We start from the raw sequence: 22,420 nt of genomic DNA on the forward strand, positions 1-22,420 counted from the left end.
CGGAGTGAGCTAGCGCAGGAGTTGAACCTGTAGGAGCGAGCTTGCTCGCGAACCACCCCCCGCTGCGGAATCGGTTCGCGAGCAAGCTCGCTCCTACGAAGGCCAAGAGCCCCTCTCCCTAACCCTGGCTACGCGCCCCGCTCCTCAAGCGGGAGAGGGGACTGTTCGGAGCGGGATGAAACCATGCTGTCAGCCGGCACAATCGGCCCCCTCTCCCCCTGGGAGAGGGCTGGGGAGAGGGAATCGCCCGAGCACCAATGTCCAGCCGAACCAACGGGTCAGTAATCCACCTTCCCCCGCCCCGCCTTGATGTTGCCCCGCTTGCTCTTGCCCTCCAGCCGGCGCGTCTTCGAGCCCAGCGTCGGCTTGGTCGGGCGGCGCATCTTCTCCACTTTCGTGGCGCTGCGGATCAGCTCCGCCAGGCGGTTGAGCGCGTCCTCGCGATTCTGTTCCTGGGTACGGAACTGCTGCGCCTTGATCACCACCACGCCGTCGCTGGTGATGCGCTGGTCGCTGAGCGCAAGCAGGCGTTCCTTGTAGAACTCCGGCAGTGACGAGGCGCGCACGTCGAAGCGCAGGTGCACCGCGCTGGACACCTTGTTGACGTTCTGCCCACCGGCACCCTGGGCGCGGATGGCAGTCAGCTCGATCTCCGCGTCGGGGATCTGCACGGTATTGGAAATCTGCAGCATGGGAAGCATTCAAAGAGGAAATGAACGTCAGGATACCGCGCAGCGCCGTTGGTGTCCCCAAGCCATCTAGTTCGCCGCGGAGCACCCGTTCCTGACTTTCGCGTCAATTTTTGTATACGAACTTGTGTACAAGTTTTTCTTGCAATGTCATCAATTCACCATTAGAACCCAGCCTGTCACCGACCGCAGTTCCTCCCGCGGGACGCCGGCCCCCAAGCCACAAAAACAAGAAAAAGACAGAGGTGCAGCATGGTTTCATCCGCGACGACGGCCTTTGGCGCCGCCCGCCCCCAACCGCGTTCCAGCCGCCGCCTGAGCAACGGCCGCCGGTTCGCCCTCGGTACTGCACTGGTGCTCGCCCCGCTGGGCATGGCGCAGGCCGAAGACGATCGCTTCTTCGAATGGACCAGCAACACGCTGGGCTTCCGCTACGGCAAGGGCTTCACCAACCCGAACAACCCGCACGACATCAGCAAGCGCATCTTCAGCTTCAGCCACGCCGACGGTTACCGCTACGGCAGCAACTTCTTCCACCTCGATGTGCTGCAGTCCGACAGCGATGATCCGCGCAAGGGCACCGACCACGGCAGCAGCGAGGTCTACGGGGTATTCCGCAGCCAGCTGTTCGCCTCGCGGGTGTTCGACCTGCCGCAGGGCAAGGGCCTGGTGAAGGACCACGCCTTCACCTTCGGCTTCGATGCCAGCCGCAACAACAACCTCGGCTCGGCGAAAAAGCGCGCACTGGTGTTCGGCCCGACCATCAAGTTCAACGGCCCCGGCGTGCTGGACCTCTCGCTGTTCTACTACCGCGAGAAGAACCACTCCGGCATCCCCAACGCGAAACACCCGGACCACACCTTCGACACCACCTACATGCTCAACCTGACCTGGCTGCGGCCATTCCAGCTGGGTGATCACGGTGCGAAGTTCCAGGGCTTCCTGAACTACACCGGGGAGAAGGGCGAGGACTACAACGACAACGACACCGCGCCGGAAACGCTGGTCCGTACCTCGCTGATGTTCGCCACCCTGCCCGGCACCAAGCGCCAGCCGAACCTGTGGCTGGGCGTGGGCTACGAGTATTGGCACAACAAGTTCGGCGTGGATGGCGGGCGTGGCACCCGTACCTCGACGCCGACGGTGAACCTGGAATTCACTTTCTGACGCGCGTTTTCCTGCCTGCACCCAGATAGGATTCTCGTAGGAGCGGACTCTGTCCGCGATGTTCAACCGCCGCTCGGAGCGGCCGGAAGCCGATCGCGGACAAAGTCCGCTCCTACGGGCCATCCTTCCCCGGACAGCCCATGAAAAAGCCCGGCCAGTGCCGGGCTTTTTCGTTCGTGCGTCACAGGAAGAATCAACGCTCCTTGCAGACCACACCGTCGGCGGGCTCGCCGCCTTTCCAGTCCTTGTACAGGGTCGCGTCTTCGCCCTTGGTCCACCAGACGTATTGCCCAGCGGCATAGCGCGCGCCGGAGGCGGAGATGACATTGGCGAAGACCAGGCTGGAGGCGTCCGTCACCGGCACCACGGCCAGGCTGTTGTCGCCCTTGTTCAGGTACTGCACGCTGATCTTGCGGCCGTCCTCGCACTTGTACGAGACGCTGCGCGAATCCAGCTTGGCGTCACCGGGCAGGACCAGCGCGTCGACCTGGGGTGCTTTCTTCTCTTCACCGCCGCAAGCGACGAGGATGACCGGCACGGCCGCCGCGAGCAGCCAAAGTGCTTTTTTCATGAGTATCCCTCTGACGAAAAATGGCCCGGTCACTCTAGGAAGGATCGGGCCGCGCGGTCAATCGCGCGCGGCTCGACCCAACGTAGGATCAGGCCGCCACGTCAGTCAGCCAGCGCCGCGCTGGCGCTGCTGCGCGCAGCCGGCTGGCGTTTGAGGCGATAGCAACCGTACATCACCAGCAACCACACCGGGATCGCGTAGACCGAGACCTGGATGCCCGGCGTGAGCAGCATGACGCCGAGGATGAACACCACGAAGCCGAGGCACAGCCAGTTGGCCGCCGGATAAGCCACCGCGCGGAAGGCGGTGCGCTTGCCCTCGGCATCCATGTGCGCGCGGAACTTCAGGTGCGCCAGGCTGATCATCGCCCAGTTGATCACCAGCGCGGCGACCACCAGGGACATCAGCAGCTCCAGCGCGCGGGCCGGCACCAGGTAGTTCACCAGCACGGCGAGGAAGGTCACCGCCGCCGAGACCATCAGCGAGCGCACCGGCACGCCACGGCTGTCGACCTTGGCCAGCGCGCGCGGGGCGTCGCCCTGCTCCGCCAGGCCCACCAGCATGCGGCCGTTGCAGTAGGTGCCGCTGTTGTAGACCGACAGCGCGGCAGTCAGCACCACGAAGTTGAGGACGTGCGCCGCGGTGCCGCTGCCGATCATCGAGAATATCTGCACGAAGGGGCTGCCGCTGTAGGAGTCGCCGGAGGCGTTGAGGGTCTGCAGCAGGCTATCCCACGGGGTCAGCGAGAGCAGCACGGTGAGCGCGCCGATGTAGAAGATCAGGATGCGGTAGATCACCTGGTTGATCGCCTTGGGGATCACCTGCTTCGGCCGGTCGGCCTCGGCGGCGGTGAAGCCGAGCATCTCCAGCCCACCGAAGGAGAACATGATGATCGCCATGGCCATCACCAGCCCGCTGATGCCGTTGGGGAAGAAGCCGCCGTGGGCCCACAGGTTGCTCACGGTGGCCTGCTCGCCGCCGGTGCCGCTGGCCAGCAGGTAGCAGCCCAGGGCAATCATGCCGACGATGGCGGCGACCTTGATGATGGCGAACCAGAACTCCGCCTCGCCGAAGGCCTTCACGTTGAACAGGTTGATCGCGTTGACCACCACGAAGAAGACCGCCGCCGTGGCCCAGGTCGGCACGTCCGGCCACCAGTAGTGGATGTACTTGCCCACCGCGGTGAGCTCCGACATGCCCACCAGGATGTACAGCACCCAGCAGTTCCAGCCCGAGAGGAAGCCGGCGAAACCGCCCCAGTACTTGTGCGCGAAGTGGCTGAAGGAGCCGGCCACGGGCTCCTCGACGATCATCTCGCCGAGCTGGCGCATGATCAGGAAGGCAATGAAGCCAGCGATGGCGTAACCGAGGATCATCGACGGCCCGGCGGACTTGAGCACCCCGGCCGAGCCGAGGAACAGCCCGGTACCGATGGCGCCGCCGAGGGCGATCAGCTGGATATGGCGATTCTTCAGGCCGCGCTGGAGCTGGCCTGCGTGTTGAGTTTCACGCGTCATGCGTCACCTGTTGTTTTTATCTGTGACGGGATTCGGCCGCCCGGCTTGTGGCCAGGCGGTGCGGGCAAGGCAAGGCTAAAGAGCGGTGGAGCGGGCAGGCTGGTTTACAGGGTTACTGGGCGTCGGGCTGCACCTCCGGAGCGGCCTGCTGGAAGGCTTCGAGGAGCTCGCAGCGCGCGGCGATGGCGAGCAGGCGCGGGCAGCCGGAGAGGTCGCAATCGAAGCGACGGGCGTTGTACAGCTGGGGAATCAGGCAGGCCTCGAAGTAGCCGGGGCGCTCGCCGAGGGACAGCGGGCCGCTCCAGCTGGAAACGCCCTCCTCTACCGCCTGCAGGCCGGTTTCGACCCAGTGGCGAATCCACGCAGTCTTCGCCTCGTCCGCCACCGCCAGCGGGCCGCTGAGGTACTGCAGCACACGCAGGTTGTTCAGCGGGTGAATGTCGCAGGCGATATGCAGGGACAGTGCACGAACCTGCGCACGTTGCAGCGCATCGCGCGGCAGCAGGCCGGGTTGCGGATGGGTTTCGTCGAGGTATTCGAGGATGGCCAGGGACTGGGCAATGCGGGCATCACCGTCCACCAGCAGCGGCACCAGTTCCTGGGGATTGAGCGCCTTGTAGTCGGCCGCGTGCTGCTGGCCGCCGTCCTTCACCAGGTGCACCGGCACCTGGCGGTAAGCCAGGCCCTTGAGACCGAGCGCGATGCGCACACGATAGGCGGCGCTGGAGCGCCAGTAGGAATACAGGGTGAGCATGGCGGTTCTCCGAGGGTGGCCACGCTACGCGCGCGGCCACCCTTCTTGCGAGTTACTGATCGGAGATCACGCCACGGCGAATCTGGTCTTCCTCGATGGATTCGAACAGGGCCTTGAAGTTGCCCTCGCCGAAGCCCTGGTTGCCCTTGCGCTGGATGATCTCGAAGAAGATCGGGCCGATCACCGTGTTGGTGAAGATCTGCAGCAGGATGCCGTCATCGCCCGGCGCGCCGTCGATCAGGATGCTGAGCTCGCGCAGGTCCTTCAGCGATTCGCCGTGGCCGGCGACGCGGCTGTCGACCTTCGCGTAGTAGGTGTCCGGAGTGGACATGAAGTCCACGCCGTTGGCGCGCAGCTGGCGCACGGTTTCGTAGATGTTCTCGGTGGTCAGGGCGATGTGCTGGATGCCTTCGCCGTGGTACTCGCGGATGAATTCCTCGATCTGCGACTTGTCGTCCGCCGACTCGTTGATCGGGATGCGGATCTTGCCGCAAGGCGCGGTCATGGCGCGGGACAGCAGGCCGGTAAGCTTGCCTTCGATGTCGAAGTAGCGGATCTCGCGGAAGTTGGCGATGCGCTCGTAGAAGCCGGACCAGACGTCCATCTGGCCGCGCTTGACGTTGTGGGTCAGGTGGTCGATGCAAAGCAGGCCGACGGCGTTGTCGGTGGCGCTACGGCCTTCGATGAATTCGAAGTCGACGTCATAGATGCTCTTGTCGCCATAACGGTCGACGAGATACAGCAGCGAACCGCCGATGCCTTCGACGCAGGGGATGTTCAGCTCGCCGAAGTTGGCGTGGCTGCCCACCAGCTTGGCGCCCTGGGATTCGACGTAGGCGGCGGCCTGGGCGGCATTCTTCACCCGGAAGGCCATGGCGCAGGCGCTCGGCCCGTGCTTCCTGGCGAACTCGTGGACGTGGCCGGTGGGGCTGCCATTGAGCACGATGTTGATGTCGTTCTGCTGGAACAGGAAGACTTCCTTGGAACGGTGCTTGGCGGTTTCGGTGAAGCCCATGCCGGTGAACAGCTGGCGCAGTTGCTCGATGCCCTTCGCGTCGGGGGCGGTGAATTCGACGAACTCGAAGCCGTCGGTGCCGATGGGGTTGTGCTGCTCGATCTTGGTCACGGCGTTCATCCGGCCTCCTCGTTGTCGTTATCGGCTGGTTCGGCGCAGGGCCGCCCAAGCGTTTGGAATGCCTTCATCACAACCGTCGCGGGGCTTTGGAACAAGCCACCGGCGGGGCGTTACCAGGGCCACGGGAGCCGCGGCGCGGCAAGAAATCCTTACGTTGCCCAAAGCCCCGTGCGGCATGCCGCCGCACCGTAAAGAATTCGTGACAAGGTGGTGCGTCGGCGTGCCAGTGCGAGTGCCGCGTACTCGTCAGGCCGTCGCGTGGCGGCTACCATGCGGCCCATCTCCCCTGCCCGAATTGTCACATGGCCCGCGCCGCTCCTCCCGATTTCGACGCCACTCCGGCTTCTCTGCGCGCCCTTGCCCGCAGCTATCCGCGCGGCCTGCACATCGAGCCGCACTCCCATGACTGGGGGCAGGTGCTCTATGCGATGTCCGGGGTGATGTGGCTGGAAACGCCCTCCGAAGCGCTGCTGGTGCCGCCCAATCGCGCCGTCTGGCTGCCGCCGCAGGTGCCCCACGGCATCCGCGTGGTCAGCGAGTTGCAGATGCGCAACATCTACCTGCGGCCGGGCACGGCGGATTCGCTGGGCGAGCAGGTGCAGGCGTTCGAGGTCGGCGGGCTGCTGCGCGAGCTGATCGTCACGCTGGTGCAGCACGAGCGCGAGCCGGACACCGACTACTACCAGGCACTGTCGCAACTGGCCGTGCTGGAGCTGCAACGCGCCCGCAGCCTGCTGCTGCGCGTGCCGCTGCCGGAGGATTCCGACCGCCGCCTGCTGAACCTGTGCCTGGCGGTGATGGCCGAGCCGAGCCAGGAGATTTCCTTCGAGCAGCACGCCGCCGATGCCGGCGCCAGCGTGCGCACCCTCGCCCGCCTGTTCCAGCGCAGCCTGGGCATGGGCTTTGCCCAGTGGCGGCGGCAGGTGCAGCTGGCCACGGCGGTAGCGCAGCTCAACGAGGGCGTCGCGGTGAGCCAGATTGCCCATGGTTTGGGGTATCAGCCGGGGAGTTTCAGTGAGATGTTCCGGCGCGAGCTGGGCGTGGCGCCTTCGGAGTATTGCGCGCGGTAACGCATCGTTTCGGGAACGGCGCTTCTTCGTGATTCGCGATCAGCGCCGGCACGGGGCGGGTTCGCGAGCAAGCTCGCTCCTACAGGAAAAGCATGCTCCATGCTCCATGCTCCATGCTCCATGCTCCATGCTCCGGCTCTGGCTCCGGCTTCTAGAAGACTTCCAGAGAAACGTCCAAGCACTCCGGAATGCCCCTTTCAGAAGGCCTCGTTGAAGCGGAGTTTCAGGGGTTGAGCGGCATGGATGCCGCGAGAGCCACGATGGGCCAGGGATGGCCCGTCGTGGCGTGCCCCTGAAACTTCACTTCAACGAGGGAATTTTTCGCCTAGGCGAAAAACCGGATGGAGGGGCAAGACTTCTTGGTTCCTTTTGTGGCGTTTGACAAAAGGGACTCGCCGAGAGGCGAAACCCAATCCATCAGCACACGCCGAAGCGACGCAGGAAACTTCAGAGCGAGGCAGGCACATCGCGGACGAAGTCCGCTCCTACGCGGGTGCACGCCCATCCAATACTCCCCGCCGACATCTGTCCGATATTCCGAAGTCCCTGACCGGCGACGCCCTCCAGCAGTCCCTAGACTGCCCCTATCCCACTCAGCCGCCGGAGCGATCCACGGAGGACACATGAGCTACCTGATCTCCCTGGCCATCGGCATTGCCGTCGGCCTGGCCTACCACTTCCTAGACTTCCGTTCGCCAGCGCCGCCGCTGGTGGCGCTGGTCGGCCTGCTGGGCATGCAGATCGGCGAGAACGCCCTGCCGCTGCTGACCCGCTGGTTCCACTGACCCCATCTCCCACTGCTTGCCAAGGACCCGTGCCATGAAAGCCCTGCAATTCGACCGCACCGGCGACCTCGCCGCCCTGAGCTTCACCGAGATCGCCGACCCGGTGCCCGCCGCCGACGAGGTGCTGGTGGAAGTCCATGCCGCCGGCCTCAACCCCAGCGACGTGAAGAACGTCCTCGGCCGCTTCCCCTACACCACCCTGCCCCGCGTGCCCGGCCGCGATTTCGCCGGCACCGTGGTGAAGGGCCCGGCCGAGCTGCTGGGCAAATCCGTCTGGGGCACCGGCCGGGGCCTGGGTTTCAGTCGCGATGGCAGCCACGCCGAGCTGATGAGCGTCCCGGCCGGCGGTGTGGCGCTGATGCCCGAGCGCATGAGCTTCGCCCAGGCCGCCAGCTGCGGCGTGCCCTTTACCACCGCCTGGGACGCCCTGGAGCGCAGCCAGGTCGGCAAGGGTACGCGCCTGCTGGTGATCGGTTCCGGCGCTGTCGGCGCGGCGGCCATTTCCCTGGCCAAGGCCCGTGGTGCGCAGGTGCTGGGCGCGGTACGGCGCGCCGAGTCGCAGGTGGAACTGCAGGCCCAGGGCGTCCCGAGCCTCTTGCTGGGCTCGGCGGAAACGCTGGCGGCGCAGGTGGAAGAACATTTCCCCGGCGGCGCCGAGGTGATCTTCGATACCACCGGTTTCTGGCTGCCGGCTGCCGTTTCCGCCCTGGCCACCTTCGGCCGCATCGTCATCATCGCCGCGCCGGTGGACGGCCATGTGCAGTTGCCGGCCCTGGCGCTGTACCGCCGCGGCGGTTCGGTGGTGGGGGTGAATTCGCTGCTGTACGACACGGTTGCCTGCGCGGCGATGCTGCGCCAGTTCGGCCAGTGGTTCGACGACGGCAGGCTGCCGCTGCCCACCGGCCTGCGCGAAGTGCCGCTGAGCGAGGGTGTGCAGCGCTACCACGAGATCAACGAGGGCAGCAGCGAGAAGATCATTCTCGTGCCGTGAGGATTCGATTGTCGGTTCGCTGAAAGCCCCCTCACCCTAGCCCTCTCCCGCAGGGAGAGGGGACTGATCGGCGCGGAAGATCATCTCCGGTGCTCACCGGAACGTCGGTGCAGAAGATTCAGGAGACTGAGGCTTTCACCGGCCGCTACGAACGGCCCCCTCTCCCTCAGGAGCGGGGCGCGCAGCCAGGGTTGGGGTGAGGGCATTCCCCTGCGCCGGAGCACAACCAGCCCCTACCCCGCCGCCTTCATCGAAGAATCCCGCCGCGCCCCACCCTGCGCCTGCTCCAGCGCCAGGCAGTGGTCGAGGAACATGCGCATGTAGCCGTAGCTCTTGCAGATCGCCTCGCGCAGGGCCAGGCAGCGCGGCATGGCGAGCTGCGGGCCGCAGAGGGTACAGATGATCTCCAGGGCTTCCCATGGGTGATCGTCATCGTAGCGGGCATGCATCTTCAGCCAGCGCATCGCGTCCTTGCGGGTGCCGGCCGGCAAGGTGCTTTCGTAGGCATCGGTGGAGCAGACCAGCGCCGACCAGTCGCCGGTCGCGCCTTCGATGGCATAGTTGGTGGCGGCCATGGCCAGCGCCAGTTCCTCGGTGGCGCAGCTGTGCCAGCACCAGTGGCCGAGGGCGTGGAGCTCCGCAGGCACGAGTTGCGCCTTGAGCTCGGCCAGGGTCACGCCATAGGCCTCGGCCCAGCGCACCCAGTAGTCGGCGTGGTTGAGCTCGACGCGGATATTGCGCATCAGCCAGCGCCGCGCCATGTCCTCGCCGGGGCTGCGGCCGAAACGGGTCTTGAGCAGGTTGTGGGACATGTACAGGGGGAACTGCTCGACCACCTGCCAGCCGCCGATGAGGAAGGCGCGCATGGTCTGGCGGCTCAGCTGGCCGTCGCGCATTCGCGCGTAGAGGGGATGCCCGACCACCGCCAGGCGGCTGGTCTCGCACTCCTGCACCAGGCGTTGCGCCCAGTGCGGATAACTGGAAAGTTCCTTGAGCGGCCCACTGCGAACAAAGGTGTCGTTCATCCAAGGCTCCGTGCTGGTCGATCCATGCAAGCACCGGTAAATCAGGCCTCAGGTTAGTCCGCTACAGGCTGCGCGTCACCGTCCGGAGGTTGTGTCGGTTGCTACGGCTGCGACGTGCGTCTCACGCAGGAAGCTGCGATTGAAGGGTTGCGGCCGAGCCAGGCCGTACCCCTGGGCGTAGTCGATGCCGATTTCCCGCAGGGCTTCGAGGATTTCCTGCGTCTCGACGAACTCCGCCACGGTGCGTTTGCCCATCACATGGCCGATCTGGTTGATCACCTGGACCATGGCGCGGTCGATGGGGTCTTCGAGCATGTCCTTGATGAAGCTGCCATCGATCTTCAGGTAGTCCACCGGCAGGTGCTTGAGATAGACGAAGGAGGACATGCCGGCGCAGAAATCGTCCAGGGAGAAACGGTACCCGAGCGCCTTGAGCTCCTGGATGAACCGCGTGGCATTGACCAGGTTGGCAATGGCGCTGGTCTCGGTGATCTCGAAGCACACGCTCGACGGCTCGATGCCGTAGCGCGGCTGAACCTCGCGGAGGAAGTCGAGGAAGGTGTCGTCACCGATGGTCGCGCCGGAGAGGTTGATGGCGCAGGTGTGGATCGGTTCGTAACCGCCCTCGGCGTTGCGCTCGGCCAGGGTCCGGAAGGCGTTCTCGACCACCCAGCGGTCGATGTCCGGCATCAGGCCATAGCGTTCCGCGGCGGGGATGAAGTTGATCGGCGCCACCAGCCGGCCGCACTCGTCATTCAGGCGTAGCAGCAGCTCGACATGGGCGCCTTCCATCGCGCGGTCGTCGACCGGGAAGATCGATTGGGCAAAGAGGCAGAAACGCTCCTCCTCCAGCCCCTGGCGGATGCGCTGCACCCAAGCCATTTCGCCGACGCGGTTGGACAGCTCGGTGTCGTCCGGGCGGAACACCTGCGCGCGGTTGCGGCCCTTTTCCTTGGCCATGTAGCAGGCCATGTCGGCGCAGCGCAGCGCCTCCTCCACCGACACCAGCATGGCAGAGATGTGCACCACGCCGATGCTCACGGTGATGTTGAAGCCGCGGCCCTCCCACATGAAGTGCAGCGCCTGCACGGTCAGGCGGATGCGCTCGGCGATCTGCACCGCCATGTCCGGCGGGCAGTGTTCCAGCAAGATGCCGAACTCGTCGCCGCCCAGGCGCGCCAGGGTGTCGCCTTCGCGCAGGCACTGCTGCAACACCGAGCAGACCTGGCGCAGCAGTTCGTCGCCGGCGGCGTGGCCGCAGGTGTCGTTGACCAGTTTGAACTGGTCCAGGTCCAGGTACATCAGCGAATGCTGGTCGTGGGAATCCAACGAGCTTTCCAGGGCCTGCTTCAAGCGGAACTCGAACTCCCGGCGGTTGGTCAGGCCGGTCAGCGCGTCGTGGGTCGCCTGCCAGGACAGGCTGGCCATGTACTGGCGCTCGCGGGTCATGTCGTGCAGCACCAGCACCACACCGACCACCCGCCCGTCGGCATGGATCGGCGTGGCCACCAGGGTCACCGCCACGCTGGTGCCGTCCAGGCGCTGGATCAGCTTGCTGGTCTCGCTGCCGCCATCCACCTCGCCACGCAGGATCTGCCCGACCAGCGGCAGGCCCTCGACCTGGGAGCTCTCGTCGAGCACCCGCAGCAGCGAGCGCAGCGGCAGGCCGACGGCCATGGAGTTGTCCCAGCCGATCAGGCGCTCGGCCGCGGGGTTGAAGTAGGCGATGCACTCATGTTCGTCGAGGGTGACCACGCCGTCGCCGATGGCCGCCAGGGTGGTCTGCGCGCGCTCCCGCTCGGTGTCCAGGGCACTTTCGAAGGCGCGCTGCTGGTGCAGCAGCTTGCGCGTGCGCCAGACCGCCAGGAGGATCAGCGCCAGACCGGTCAGGCCGTTGGCCACCAGCAGCACCCACATGATCATCCGCGAGCCCTGTCCCAGCGCTGCGGAGAAGGCCATGGCGGCCGGCGTGACGCCGTCGTTGACAGCCTGGATGCGGCTGTTCCAGTAGCTCAGGTCGCCGGGGCGAACGTCGCCCCCACGGATCTTCGCGCTCATCTCGTCGGACAGCTGCTCCAGCTGGTCGAGGTAGGCGTCGCCGATGATCCACATCTTCACCGCCTGGTCGAAGTAGCTGTACTCGTGGAAGTAGCGGTACAGCCAGATCAGGGCGCCGACATCGTCGGGATGGATGCCGCCCTGCAAGGCGCCGGCACGTGCCAGTTCCAGGTCGGGCTGGCTGAGGTCAAGTGCGGCACGGAAGGTGCGATCGCCCTGGGGAATGGCAATGGCGGTGCGGTAGCGCTCGTAGTCCGCCGGATCACGGCTCTGGCCGTAGAGCTGCAGGTAGTGGATGGCGTCCTTCTGGCCCTTGGACCAGAGGCTCTCGCCGCCGACATAGGCGCGCACGCCAGAGAGGATAAAGAAGCTGCCGCTGCCGATCATCGTCTGCAGCAGGACCACGACCATGAACGGCCAGACCAGCTTGAGCAGACGCGTCGTACGGCGGGTCGGCAACAGTCCCAATGCATCCATAGCCAGTTTCGACTTCCTTCTTTCAATGCCTTGCAGGCCAAGGGGTGCAGTCAGGAAACACCCCGGGACTTTTCTGTCAGGCCGCCCCTTCCTTAACTTCTAGCCGATCACGGGAAATCCACAAACCAGGCGCCATGACGCTTGGTCGGCTGGTGGCCGGCCTCCCGCCGGAAAAACACTGCCGAAGGCTCTGGATCGGGCCTGCGCAGGCGACACGAAAAGCAGCCGATTAGTGGCCTTGCGACAGCTAAGGCCATGTGCCATACCTCAGTCGATCGTGCAATCTGCAAAGTGCAATCTGCAAGGTGATCCGTGCAATCCGCGAGCAACCGATGGAGCGCCCATGCCACAGCGGGATATGGACATGCAGTACGACCGGCTGGTGGGCCTGACCTACGAGTGCGTGCTCGACGAGGCCAACTGGCTGCCGCTGCTCACCGAGCTGATCTACGCCAGCGGCCGCCAGCAGGGTGCCCTGCTGTTCTGGGACCAGACCGAGAGCGGCGCGCTGGCGAGCGAGATCAACCTCTGCGATCCCGGCGCCATCGAGACCTATAACCGCGAGTTCTGCACCATCGACCCGTCCAAGGGGTTCATGCTCCATCGCCCGGTAGGCCACTGGTACCACGACCGCGAGGAGTACGGCCCGCAGCGCATCGCCCGCGATCCGTACTACCAGGAATTCCAGCGCCCCAACGGCATGCACAACGTGTCCTGCCTCAAGCTCAACGAACAGGCCAGCTCCGGCGTCTACCTGTCGGTGCTGACCAACCTCGGCGCTCGCTATCCCGACACGCAGGAACAGACCCTGCTGACCCGCCTGAGCGAGCACCTGACCCGCGCGGCGCGGATGTTCGGCCGCATCGATGAGATGCGCCAGCAACTGGCCCACCGCGACCTGCTGCTGGACCAGCACCCCACGTCGCTGTGGCTGCTGGAGGGCAACGCCCGCGTGCTGTACGCCAACCAGGCGGCGCGGCAACGGCTCGGGCAGCGCGCCGGGCTGTTCCATGAAGTCTTCGGCCGCCTGCGCTGCCGCCAGCACGACACGAGGCTCCAGGCCCTGGTGCGCCAGGCCGCGCCGCGCACCGGCAAGGCAAAGGCCGGCTGGCTGTCGCTGGACGATGGCAGCGGGCAGGAACTGCTGGTCACCCCGGTGCCTGCCGAGGCGAACTTCAATCGGCCTTTCCAGCGCCCGCTGGTGCTGCTGGCGTTGCTCGACGCGCACCGCCAGAGTGGTCTGCTGGGCGAGCTGTTCGGCCTCACTCCGGCCGAACAACGCCTGGGCGCCCTGCTGGTACGCGGCCTGACGCCCGAACACTGCGCCGACCAGCTCGGCACCTCGATCAATACGGTACGCAGCCAATTGCGCGCGCTGTTCCGCAAGACCTGCACCAGCCGCCAGGCCGAACTGGTCAGCCTGCTGGTGCGGCTGGGACAGCGCTGATTTTTCGCTGCCGTCATTCATTCAGATGATGGCCCGGGGCCAACCTGCCCCTAAGGTAGTGGACGAGTCAGCGGCCAAGTCGCCACTGGCGCACTCATTTCACTGAGCGGGGCACCCCAGGTGGATGGAATGGACAATCGCTTTCAGCAGCATCCGGGCTCGCTAAGCGAGGCCATCGAACAACTCGAACAACAGCTGCGCCACCTGCGCGATGGCGAGGCCGACCTGCTGGCGCTCGCCACGGACAGCCCCTCGCCAGCGCAAGCTCCGCGCATACTGCCATTCCCCCGGCGGCGCGAGCGGCCGATGGGCGAAGGCGCCGGCAATGCCGTACTGATGGATTACCTCTACGGCATCGACAGCACCCTGCACTCGCTGCTGCCCGACGGGCCGACCGAGGAGCTGTTCCGCTACGCCAGCTCCGCCCCCGCCTCCCGCGCGTTGCGCTCGCGCCGACAATTGCTGGCACGGGAGATCGACCGCTGCTGCGACCAGCTCAGTGGCCAGGCCCGCATCCTCTGCGTGGGCTGCGGGCATCTGCGCGAGGTCGAACTGGCGCGCTCGCTGCGCCATGGCCACTTCCGCGAATTCGTCGCCCTCGACGCCCAGGCACTGTCGCTGCAGACGGTGGAGGCCAGCTACGCCGCGCTCGGCGTACTGACGCAGCAATGCACCCTGGATGAGCTGTTCTACGGCCGCCAGGAGCTTTGCCATTTCGACCTGATCTACTCTCCCGGCCTGTACGAGGTGCTCGACGACCACGACGCTCGCGACCTGACCCGCAACCTGTTCGCCCGCCTGCTGCCCGGCGGGCGCCTGCTGATGGGCAACTTCCTGCCCGGCGTGCCCGACATCGCCTACCTCGAAGGGCTGCTGGACTGGCGCCCGCACTACCGCACCGATGCGTCGCTGCTCGACCTGCTGCTGGGCATTCCCTACAACGACATCGGCAGCGCGCGGGTCTTCCACGACCTGGGTAACTGCGTGGCCTTCCTCGAGGTCACGCGCTACGGCTGATCAGCCCTGCTGCAGGTGGCCATACAGGCGAGCGTAGAGCCCGCCTTCGGCGATCAGCTGCTGGTGATCGCCGTCCTCGGCGATGCGCCCACCATCGAACACCAGCACGCGGTCGGCCTGTTTCACCGCGGACAGGCGGTGGGCGATGATCAGCGTGGTGCGGCCTTCGAGGAAGCGCTCCAGCGCCTGGTGCAGGGCATATTCGGTGGCGGCATCCAGCGCCGAAGTAGCCTCGTCGAGGATCACCACCTTCGGCTCGGCGAGCACCATGCGGGCGATCGCCAGACGTTGCCGCTGGCCGCCGGAGAGGCGCACGCCGGAGCGCCCGACCACGCTGTCCAGCCCCTGTGGCAAGGCACGGATGGTGTCCGCCAGCTGCGCCACTTCCAGCGCACGCCAGCACGCTTCGTCGCCACGCTCGCGGCCCATGGTCAGGTTGGCGCGCACCGTGTCGTTGAACAGCGCCGGATGCTGCAGGACCACGGCGACATGTTCGCGCACGCAGTCCAGGCCAATCTCCTCCAGTGCCGCGCCGCCATAGCGGATGGTCCCGGACTGCGGCTGGTAGAGGCCCAGCAGCAACTGCACCAGGGTGCTCTTGCCGCCGCCGCTGGCGCCGACGATGGCGACCTTCTCGCCGGGGGCGATGTCCAGGTCGAGACCGTCGAGCACGAGCTCATCGCGGTAGGCAAAGCTCAGGTCGCGCACCTGGATGCCGACGCTGCTCTGCCCGGCGAACGGATCGCGGCGGTGCTCGTAATGCGGCTCGTCCGAGCGGGCCAGCAGCTCGTTGATCCGTGCCAGCGCACCACCAGCGGCGTAATACGCGTATTGCAGGCTGAGCAACTGCTCGACCGGGCCGATCATGAACCAGAGGTAGCTGAACACTGCCAGCATCTGGCCGATGGACAGGTCGGAGAACAGCACAGTGACCATCGCCGCGGCGCGGAACAGGTCGATGCCGAACTGGAACAGCAGGCCGCTGGCACGCCCGGCGGCATCGCTCTTCCATTGCGAGGCGACGGCATAGTCACGCACTTCGCGGGCGCGCACGCCGAGGCGGCCGAGGAAGAAACCCTGGCGATTGCCGGCGCGTACTTCCTGGATGGCCTCGAGGGTCTCGGTCAGTGCCTGGGTGAAGCGCGAGGTGCTGTCGTTTTCCAGCTTCTTCAGGTGCTTCACCCGCTTGCCCAGCTGCACCGTGGCGAAGATCACCAGCGGATTGAACAGCAGGATCAGCAGCGCCAGCTTCCAGTGCATCCAGATCAGGATGCCGGCGGTGCCGCAGAGCGTCAGCAGCGCTACCAGAAAGCGGCTCAGGGTGTCGCCGACGAACTTGTCGAGGGTGTCCAGATCGGTCACCAGGTGCGTACTGACCGAGCCGCCGCCCAGGGTTTCGTACTCGCCCAGGGCGATGCGCTTGAGCCGTTCGATCAACCTCAGGCGGATGCGATAGACCACGTCCTTGGACAGCCGCGCGAACAACCGGGCCTGCAGTACGTTGAACACCAGTGCGCAGCTGCGCAGCACCAGGGTCACCAACAGCATCAGGCCGATGTAGCCGGCAGGCTTGTGCCAGCCGGCGGGCAGCCAGTGGTTCATCACCTGCAGGGCGGCGTCGCCCTTGCCCAGCAGCACTTCGTCCACCAGCAGCGGCAGCAGCAGCGGGATCGGCACGCTGCAGGCGGTGGCCAGCACGGCGACCAGGTTGGCGAGGAGCAGGGCCTTGCGATGGCGGAAAGCGAGCCGGCGAATCTCCGCCCAGCTCAGGCGGTCAGCGGACAGCTCAGGCATGCCGCCCGCGCTCCAGCCAGCGCTCCAGCAGCGGCGCGAGTTCGCCCAGCGGCTGGTAGCCGTTGGTCAGCAGGGCAAGCTGGCCATCGCGCTCGGCCAGCAGCGTGGGGAAACCGGCGATGCCCAGGTCGCGGGCCCAGGAGAAGTCCGCCAGGGTCGCCAGGTGATTGTCCTGGCTGTCGAAGGCTTCGGCGAACTCGATGCGCGGCAGGCCGACCTGTTCGGCCAGTTCGGTGAGCACGCCGGCCTGGGTGACGTCGCGGCCTTCGGCGTAGAAAGCCCGCTGGATTTCGCCGACCAGCGCCCAGGCGCAGTCTTCGTCCAGGCGGCGCGCAGTGACCACGGCGCGGCAGGCCGGCTCGGTGTCGTAGACGAAGCCTTCGGGCAAGGCGTCCTCGAAGCGGAACGGCTGGCCGGTGGCGTCATGCACCGCATGCCAGTGTTCGAGGATGTAGCGCCTGGTGGTCGGTTCCAGCGCCGCGCCCTGCCCCGTGCGCAGCCCGCCCATCACCAGCGCCAGCGGCACTCCCGCAGCGCGCGCCTGCTCCACCAGCTTCCCGGCCACCGGGGCGAAACCCCAGCACCAGGAGCACATCGGGTCCATCACGTAGAGCAGGCGACTGGTCATGGATCAGTTCTCCGCGCGGGGATCACGGCCAATGGGGTGCGGCTGGTTGCGCTGGCGCGCCAGCTCGATCTGCTTCTGCCGCTCGCGGGCACTGGCACGGGTCTTCTCCGAGAGCGAGTCCCAGCAGTGCGGGCAACTGATGCCGGGGGCGTAATGTTCGGAGGCGCGGTCCTCGACCGAGATCGGGTTGCGGCAGGCATGGCACTGATCGTAGTCGCCTTCGGAAAGGTCATGGCGCACGGTCACGCGGTTGTCGAACACGAAGCAGTCGCCGCGCCAGAGGGTCTGGGCCTCGGGCACTTCCTCCAGGTACTTGAGGATGCCGCCCTTGAGGTGGAAGACCTCTTCGAAGCCTTCGCTGAGCATGTAGCTCGAAGCCTTTTCACAGCGGATGCCGCCGGTGCAGAACATGGCGACCTTCTTGTGTTTCGTCGGGTCGTAATGCTCGCGGATGTACTCGGGGAATTCACGGAACGACTTGGTCTTGGGATCGATGGCGCCCTCGAAGGTGCCGATGGCCACTTCGTAGTCATTGCGGGTGTCGATCAGCAGCACTTCCGGATCGGAGATCAGCGCGTTCCAGTCCTTGGGCTCGACGTAGGTGCCGACCTTGGCGTTCGGGTCCACGCCCGGCACGCCGAGGGTGACGATTTCCTTCTTCAGCTTGACCTTGGTGCGGTAGAAGGGCTGCTCGTTGCAGTAGGACTCCTTGTGGTCCACGTCGGCCAGGCGCGGATCGTTGCGCAGCCAGGCGAGCAGGCCGTCGATGCCGGCGCGGGTGCCGGAAACGGTGCCGTTGATGCCTTCTTCGGCGAGCAGCAGGGTGCCCTTCACGCCGTTGTCCAGCAGGGCCTGCAGCAGGGGTTCGCGCAGGTCGAGGTAGTCGGGCAGGGAGACGAACTTGTACAACGCCGCGACGACGATTCTTTCGGTGGTCATGCATCACTCCAGTGGTCGCCCGCGTAAAGGGCGGACCGGGTCTTTATCAACAAGAGCTGAAACGAACAGCTGAAAATGACAGCGCCGGCAGAAGCCGGCGCTGGGTGTCGCATTCTACACGGAGCGGGGCGAACCCCGCATCCGTCAGCCGATCAGTGCAGCAGGCATTCAGTGCAGGTCATGCTTGCTGCCGCCACGGCAGGTCGGCGAATCCGGCGCCTGCCCCTGCTGTGCCCACTCCTCGGGGGTGTAGGTATGCATGGCAAGGGCGTGGAACTGGCTCATCAGCTCGCCGAGTGTGGCGTAGACCTTCTGATGCCGCTTCACCGCATTCAGCCCGGCGAACACCGGGCTGACGATCACGGCCTTGTAGTGCGTTTCCTGTCCGCGGCTGTGCATATGGCTCTCGTCGAGCACCTCGAGGTGTTGCGGTTCGAGGGCCACCAGGGCGGATTGGATTCGGTCACGCATGCTCATGTCGGGTCTCGCTGGCAATCAGAACGGTTCAGGCTGGCGGAAGTCAGGGCGATCAGGGCTTCTTGGCCGGAGCGGCCGGGGCTTTCACGCCCAGTTCCTTGTCCATGTCGGCCATCAGCTTGTTCACCGGCTCCACTGCAGTCTGCAGCTTGGCCTGGGTCAGCTGGGCGGATTCGGCGGTCAGGCGCGGCATCTTCTCCAGCACCTTGCGGCCCAGGGGCGAGGCATAGAAGTCGTTCAGCTGCTTGAGCTCGGACTCGCTGAAGTTGCTGGTGTAGAGCTTGACCAGTTCGGGCTTGAGCTTGTCCCAACCCACGGCACGGTCCAGCTCGGCGTTGGCCTTGGCCTGGTAGCGGTCGAGCACGGCCTTCTTGCTGTCCGGCGCCTTGGCCTGGGCGAAGCGCTGGGCGAGCATCTGCTGGACTTGCGCATAGACCGGCACGGTCAGCTTGTCGGCGTGGACCTGCTTGAGGAACTTCTCCGCCTCGGCGTTGGCGTCAGCCAGTGCCACGGAACTGAAGCCAACCAGAAGTGCTGCGGTGCAGAGGGAACGAAGAACGGTCATGGGGCAGTCCTGTGAGTCTGAAGGGTGTCCGTGTGGGACCCGCCATTCTGCGCCTAAGTTCGGAATGCGCTCAAGTGAGTGCCAATTGACCGGGAAGTGACCGGCTTCTCTTGTAGGACAGTTCGTGAAACGGCATGCTGCGGCGCGTTGCCACACGGATGTGACCGATGAACACCCTCAGCCACCCGCCGACTTCCGTCGCCGCACCGCCCCTGTGCGATGCGCGCGGCCGCCTGAACAGCGCGGCCGTGGGCTGGTCGTCGCGGCCACAGACGCTCTGCCAGCTTTCCGGCAACCCCGGCCGGCGCAAGCGCTGGAACCACTGGTGCATCAACGCGCCGGGCTGGATGCTCTCGATCACCATCGCCGACCTCGATTACCTGGGCTACGGCGCCGTGTACTTCCTCGACCTGGAAACCGGACAGTCGGTGCACCGCACCCAGTTCAGCCCCTTCGGCCTGGGCTGCCACCTGCCGGACATGCCGAACCAGAGCCACCGCTTCGCGCATGGCCAGCTCAGCCTGGGCTTCGACGAGCAGCCGGGCCAGTTGCGTATCACCGCCTGCGCGCCGAACCTGGGCGGCCAGCCGCTGAACCTCTCTCTGGAGGTGCACCGCCCGGCGCACCTGGAGTCGGTCAACCTGGTGGTGCCGATGAGCGGCAAGTGCTTCCACGCCTGCAGCCGGCAGATGGGCCTGCCGATCAGCGGCAGCCTCAGCCTCGGCCACAAGACCTACCGCTGCAGCGAGGGCCAGAGCTTCGCCGCGCTGGATTTCGGCCGGGGCGTCTGGCCCTTCCACACCCGCTGGACCCGCGCCGCCTTCGCCGCACCCGGCGGCATCGCCGGCAACTTCGGCGCCGGCTGGACGGAAAACAGCCACCTGAGCGAGAACGCCTTGTGGTTCGGCGGCGAACTGCAGGCGCTGGCCGGCCCTGTGGATATCCGCCAGGTTCCCCACGACCCGCTGTCGCCGTGGCAATTGCGAGATGCCGACGAGCGTGTCGACCTCACCTTCACTCCGCGCAAGCTGCATCGCGCCAGCCCGCGCCTGGGCCCGCTGTTCGCCGAGACCAGCCAGTGGTTCGGCCGCTTCGATGGCTCCCTGCGCGAAGCCGGCGGCGAACTGGTGCCGGTCAACGGCGCGCTCGGCTGGATCGGTGCCACTCACGCCCGCTGGTAACCCGGCGCGTCGTTGAAACCGCTCTATCACGGCCATTGAGCCAGAGTGGAACCCGGAAGCCCCGTGGCGGCCTAAACTGGCCGAGACCCTTTTCCGGAGAAGCACCATGAGCCGCACCGAAACCGACAGCCTCGGCCCCATCGAAGTCCCCGAAGACGCCTACTGGGGCGCCCAGACCCAGCGCTCGCTGGAGAACTTCGCCATCGGCGGACAGCGGATGCCCTTGGCCGTGGTGCACGCCCTGGCCCTGATCAAGAAGGCCGCCGCACGGGTGAACGCGCAGCTCGGCGAGCTGCCGGAGAACATCACCAGCCTGATCGAGGAAGCCGCCGACGAAGTGCTGGCGGGCGAGCACGACGACCAGTTCCCCCTCGTCGTCTGGCAGACCGGCAGCGGCACCCAGAGCAACATGAACGTCAACGAAGTGATCGCCGGTCGCGCCAACGAGATCGCCGGCAACGGTCGCGGCGGCAAGAAGCCTGTGCATCCCAATGATCACGTCAACCGTGCGCAGAGCTCCAACGACAGCTTCCCCACCGCCATGCACATCGCCGCCGCCCAGGCGGTGCAGAACGACCTGCTGCCGGCCATCGCCGAACTCAGCGGCGGCCTCGCCCAGCAGGCCGCGCGCCACGCCAACCTGGTGAAGACCGGGCGCACCCACCTGATGGACGCCACGCCCGTCACCTTCGGCCAGGAGCTCTCCGCCTTCGTCGCCCAGCTCGACTATGCCGAGCGCGCCCTCCGCGCGGCACTGCCGGCCGTCTACGAGCTGGCCCAGGGCGGTACCGCCGTCGGCACCGGGCTGAACGCGCCGAAGGAGTTTGCCGAGGCCATCGCCGCCGAACTGGCCGACCTTTCCGGCCTGCCTTTCGTTTCCGCACCGAACAAGTTCGCCGCCCTCGCCGGCCATGAACCGCTGGTGACCCTGGCCGGGGCCATGAAGACCCTTGCGGTGGCCCTGATGAAGATCGCCAACGACCTGCGCCTGCTCGGTTCAGGCCCCCGCGCGGGCTTCGCCGAGGTGAAGCTGCCGGCCAACGAACCGGGCTCCTCGATCATGCCCGGCAAGGTCAACCCGACCCAGTGCGAGGCCCTGTCGATGCTCGCCTGCCAGGTCTTCGGCAACGATACGGCGATTACTTTCGCCGCCAGCCAGGGCCACCTGCAGCTCAACGTCTACAAGCCGGTGATCATCCACAACCTGCTCGAATCCACGCGGCTGCTGGCCGACGGCTGCCGAAACTTCAATACCCACTGCATCGCCGGCATGGAACCGGACGCCGCGAAGATGCGCGAGCACCTCGACCGCGGCCTGATGCTGGTGACCGCGCTCAACCCGCACATCGGCTACGACAAGGCCGCCGAGATCGCCAAGAAAGCCTATGCCGAAGGCAAGACGCTGCGCGCCGCCGCACTGGAGCTGGGCTACCTGAGCGACGCCGAGTTCGACCAGTGGGTGCGCCCGGAAACCATGCTGGAGGCCGGGCAGAATGGTTGAAGCCGTCAAGCATGGCGCCACGCCCCTCGAAGGCGACGGCAAGCGCGTGCTGCTGGTGCTGGGCTCGCCCAAGCCCGGCGGCTTCTGCCATGCGGTCGCCGAGGCCTACGCCCACGGCGCCCGCACCAAGGGTCATGTGGTGCACATGCTGAAGCTGGGCGAACTGAACTTCGACCCGGTACTGCGCGGCGGTTATGAACTGGGCCAATCCCTCGAACCGGACGTGCTCGAAGCGCAGCGGCAGATCCACTGGGCGCAACACATCGCCTTCGTCTACCCGATCTGGTGGGGCGGTCTGCCGGCGCTGCTGCAGGGTTTCTTCGATCGCGTGCTGCAGCCGGGCTTCGCCTTCCGCTATCGCTCGATGGAGTCCCGCGAGTTCGAACCCTTGCTGGGCGGGCGCACCGCCGACCTGCTGGTCAGCCATGACCAGACCCACTGGCACTACCGCCTGCGCCAGGGCGCACCGGCCCATCGGCAGATGACCCGCTGCATCCTCGCGCCCTGCGGCATTGCCCTGCGCCACCTGGAAGAGTTCAGCCCGGTGCGTGGTTCGGGCGAGGAACAACGCCAGGGCTGGCTGCGGCGGGCGGAGCAGCTGGCCACGCAGATCTGAACAAGGGGGAGCGCCT

Annotated in this window: 20 protein-coding genes and 1 pseudogene; 9 read left to right on the forward strand and 12 right to left on the reverse strand. The window is 66.2% G+C overall.

Annotation, left to right across the window (positions count from 1 at the left end; all coding sequences use genetic code 11):
• Positions 1-278 precede the first annotated feature (278 nt).
• Positions 279-692, reverse strand: a complete 414-nt coding sequence (arfB, locus tag G4G71_RS24040) for an alternative ribosome rescue aminoacyl-tRNA hydrolase ArfB (RefSeq protein WP_169940729.1) — start codon at positions 690-692, stop codon at positions 279-281.
• 369 nt (positions 693-1,061) lie between these two features.
• On the opposite strand from arfB, the gene G4G71_RS24045 reads away from it, so the two are divergent.
• Positions 1,062-1,856: a nucleoside-binding protein gene (locus G4G71_RS24045; protein WP_226046570.1), complete on the forward strand. Its 795-nt coding sequence runs from the start codon at positions 1,062-1,064 to the stop codon at positions 1,854-1,856.
• Between the two features lie 193 nt (positions 1,857-2,049).
• On the opposite strand, the gene G4G71_RS24050 is transcribed toward G4G71_RS24045, so the two are convergent.
• The 4 genes from G4G71_RS24050 to hppD all read right to left on the reverse strand — a co-directional run bounded on the left by G4G71_RS24050 (position 2,050) and on the right by hppD (position 5,833).
• Positions 2,050-2,427 (reverse strand): MliC family protein, encoded by a 378-nt coding sequence (locus G4G71_RS24050; RefSeq protein WP_169940734.1) that lies wholly within the window; start codon positions 2,425-2,427, stop codon positions 2,050-2,052.
• A 101-nt stretch (positions 2,428-2,528) separates the two neighbouring features.
• Positions 2,529-3,944, reverse strand: coding sequence for an amino acid permease (locus G4G71_RS24055; protein ID WP_169940736.1), 1,416 nt, complete (start codon positions 3,942-3,944; stop codon positions 2,529-2,531).
• Positions 3,945-4,056: 112 nt separating this feature from the next.
• Positions 4,057-4,698: a maleylacetoacetate isomerase gene (gene maiA / locus G4G71_RS24060; RefSeq protein WP_169940738.1), complete on the reverse strand. Its 642-nt coding sequence runs from the start codon at positions 4,696-4,698 to the stop codon at positions 4,057-4,059.
• A 52-nt stretch (positions 4,699-4,750) separates the two neighbouring features.
• Positions 4,751-5,833 carry a 4-hydroxyphenylpyruvate dioxygenase gene (gene hppD / locus G4G71_RS24065; RefSeq protein ID WP_169940740.1) on the reverse strand — a complete coding sequence of 361 codons (1,083 nt, stop codon included), beginning with the start codon at positions 5,831-5,833 and terminating at the stop codon, positions 4,751-4,753.
• A gap of 302 nt (positions 5,834-6,135) precedes the next feature.
• Between hppD and G4G71_RS24070 the strand changes: the two genes are divergently transcribed.
• The 3 genes from G4G71_RS24070 to G4G71_RS24080 all read left to right on the forward strand — a co-directional run bounded on the left by G4G71_RS24070 (position 6,136) and on the right by G4G71_RS24080 (position 8,679).
• Positions 6,136-6,903, forward strand: a complete 768-nt coding sequence (locus G4G71_RS24070; RefSeq protein WP_169940742.1) for an AraC family transcriptional regulator — start codon at positions 6,136-6,138, stop codon at positions 6,901-6,903.
• A gap of 623 nt (positions 6,904-7,526) precedes the next feature.
• Positions 7,527-7,688, forward strand: a complete 162-nt coding sequence (locus tag G4G71_RS24075; protein WP_081754002.1) for a DUF1427 family protein — start codon at positions 7,527-7,529, stop codon at positions 7,686-7,688.
• 34 nt (positions 7,689-7,722) lie between these two features.
• Entirely contained in the window at positions 7,723-8,679 is a 957-nt protein-coding gene (locus tag G4G71_RS24080) for a quinone oxidoreductase family protein (RefSeq protein ID WP_169940744.1), read from the forward strand.
• Positions 8,680-8,912: 233 nt separating this feature from the next.
• On the opposite strand, the gene G4G71_RS24085 is transcribed toward G4G71_RS24080, so the two are convergent.
• Together G4G71_RS24085 and G4G71_RS24090 are read right to left on the reverse strand one after the other, a co-directional pair.
• Complete coding sequence (locus G4G71_RS24085; protein WP_169940746.1) at positions 8,913-9,704, reverse strand: iron-containing redox enzyme family protein; 792 nt, start codon at positions 9,702-9,704, stop codon at positions 8,913-8,915.
• A 75-nt stretch (positions 9,705-9,779) separates the two neighbouring features.
• Positions 9,780-12,239 carry an EAL domain-containing protein gene (locus G4G71_RS24090; RefSeq protein ID WP_240964831.1) on the reverse strand — a complete coding sequence of 820 codons (2,460 nt, stop codon included), beginning with the start codon at positions 12,237-12,239 and terminating at the stop codon, positions 9,780-9,782.
• 343 nt (positions 12,240-12,582) lie between these two features.
• On the opposite strand from G4G71_RS24090, the gene G4G71_RS24095 reads away from it, so the two are divergent.
• Together G4G71_RS24095 and G4G71_RS24100 are read left to right on the forward strand one after the other, a co-directional pair.
• Positions 12,583-13,686 carry a helix-turn-helix transcriptional regulator gene (locus tag G4G71_RS24095; RefSeq protein ID WP_240964832.1) on the forward strand — a complete coding sequence of 368 codons (1,104 nt, stop codon included), beginning with the start codon at positions 12,583-12,585 and terminating at the stop codon, positions 13,684-13,686.
• 129 nt (positions 13,687-13,815) lie between these two features.
• Positions 13,816-14,703, forward strand: coding sequence for a class I SAM-dependent methyltransferase (locus G4G71_RS24100; protein WP_169940747.1), 888 nt, complete (start codon positions 13,816-13,818; stop codon positions 14,701-14,703).
• Here G4G71_RS24100 and G4G71_RS24105 read toward each other — a convergent pair whose 3' ends face one another.
• The 5 genes and pseudogenes from G4G71_RS24105 to G4G71_RS24125 form a co-directional block, all read right to left on the reverse strand.
• Positions 14,704-16,497 (reverse strand): ABC transporter ATP-binding protein, encoded by a 1,794-nt coding sequence (locus G4G71_RS24105; RefSeq protein WP_169940749.1) that lies wholly within the window; start codon positions 16,495-16,497, stop codon positions 14,704-14,706. It lies immediately after the preceding gene.
• Positions 16,490-17,092: a DsbA family protein gene (locus G4G71_RS24110; RefSeq protein ID WP_169942777.1), complete on the reverse strand. Its 603-nt coding sequence runs from the start codon at positions 17,090-17,092 to the stop codon at positions 16,490-16,492. Before G4G71_RS24110 ends, G4G71_RS24105 begins: the two co-directional genes overlap by 8 nt.
• Before the next feature lie 36 nt (positions 17,093-17,128).
• Positions 17,129-18,064, reverse strand: a complete 936-nt coding sequence (gene trhO / locus G4G71_RS24115) for an oxygen-dependent tRNA uridine(34) hydroxylase TrhO (protein WP_169940751.1) — start codon at positions 18,062-18,064, stop codon at positions 17,129-17,131.
• A 168-nt stretch (positions 18,065-18,232) separates the two neighbouring features.
• Positions 18,233-18,541, reverse strand: a complete 309-nt coding sequence (locus G4G71_RS24120) for a BolA family protein (protein WP_169940753.1) — start codon at positions 18,539-18,541, stop codon at positions 18,233-18,235.
• Between the two features lie 52 nt (positions 18,542-18,593).
• Positions 18,594-19,152, reverse strand: a pseudogene (locus G4G71_RS24125) (DUF2059 domain-containing protein).
• A 121-nt stretch (positions 19,153-19,273) separates the two neighbouring features.
• On the opposite strand from G4G71_RS24125, the gene G4G71_RS24130 reads away from it, so the two are divergent.
• The 3 genes from G4G71_RS24130 to G4G71_RS24140 all read left to right on the forward strand — a co-directional run bounded on the left by G4G71_RS24130 (position 19,274) and on the right by G4G71_RS24140 (position 22,404).
• Complete coding sequence (locus G4G71_RS24130) at positions 19,274-20,287, forward strand: DUF2804 domain-containing protein (RefSeq protein ID WP_169940755.1); 1,014 nt, start codon at positions 19,274-19,276, stop codon at positions 20,285-20,287.
• Between the two features lie 106 nt (positions 20,288-20,393).
• The gene (locus G4G71_RS24135; RefSeq protein ID WP_169940757.1) at positions 20,394-21,788 is read left to right on the forward strand and encodes a class II fumarate hydratase; all 1,395 of its coding nucleotides are present in this window, start codon (positions 20,394-20,396) and stop codon (positions 21,786-21,788) included.
• A complete protein-coding gene (locus G4G71_RS24140) occupies positions 21,781-22,404 on the forward strand; it encodes an NAD(P)H-dependent oxidoreductase (protein WP_169940759.1) in 624 nt (207 codons plus the stop codon). Before G4G71_RS24135 ends, G4G71_RS24140 begins: the two co-directional genes overlap by 8 nt.
• Positions 22,405-22,420: the final 16 nt, after the last annotated feature.

This window comes from Pseudomonas multiresinivorans, from assembly GCF_012971725.1.
Taxonomy (GTDB): Bacteria; Pseudomonadota; Gammaproteobacteria; order Pseudomonadales; family Pseudomonadaceae; genus Pseudomonas; species Pseudomonas multiresinivorans.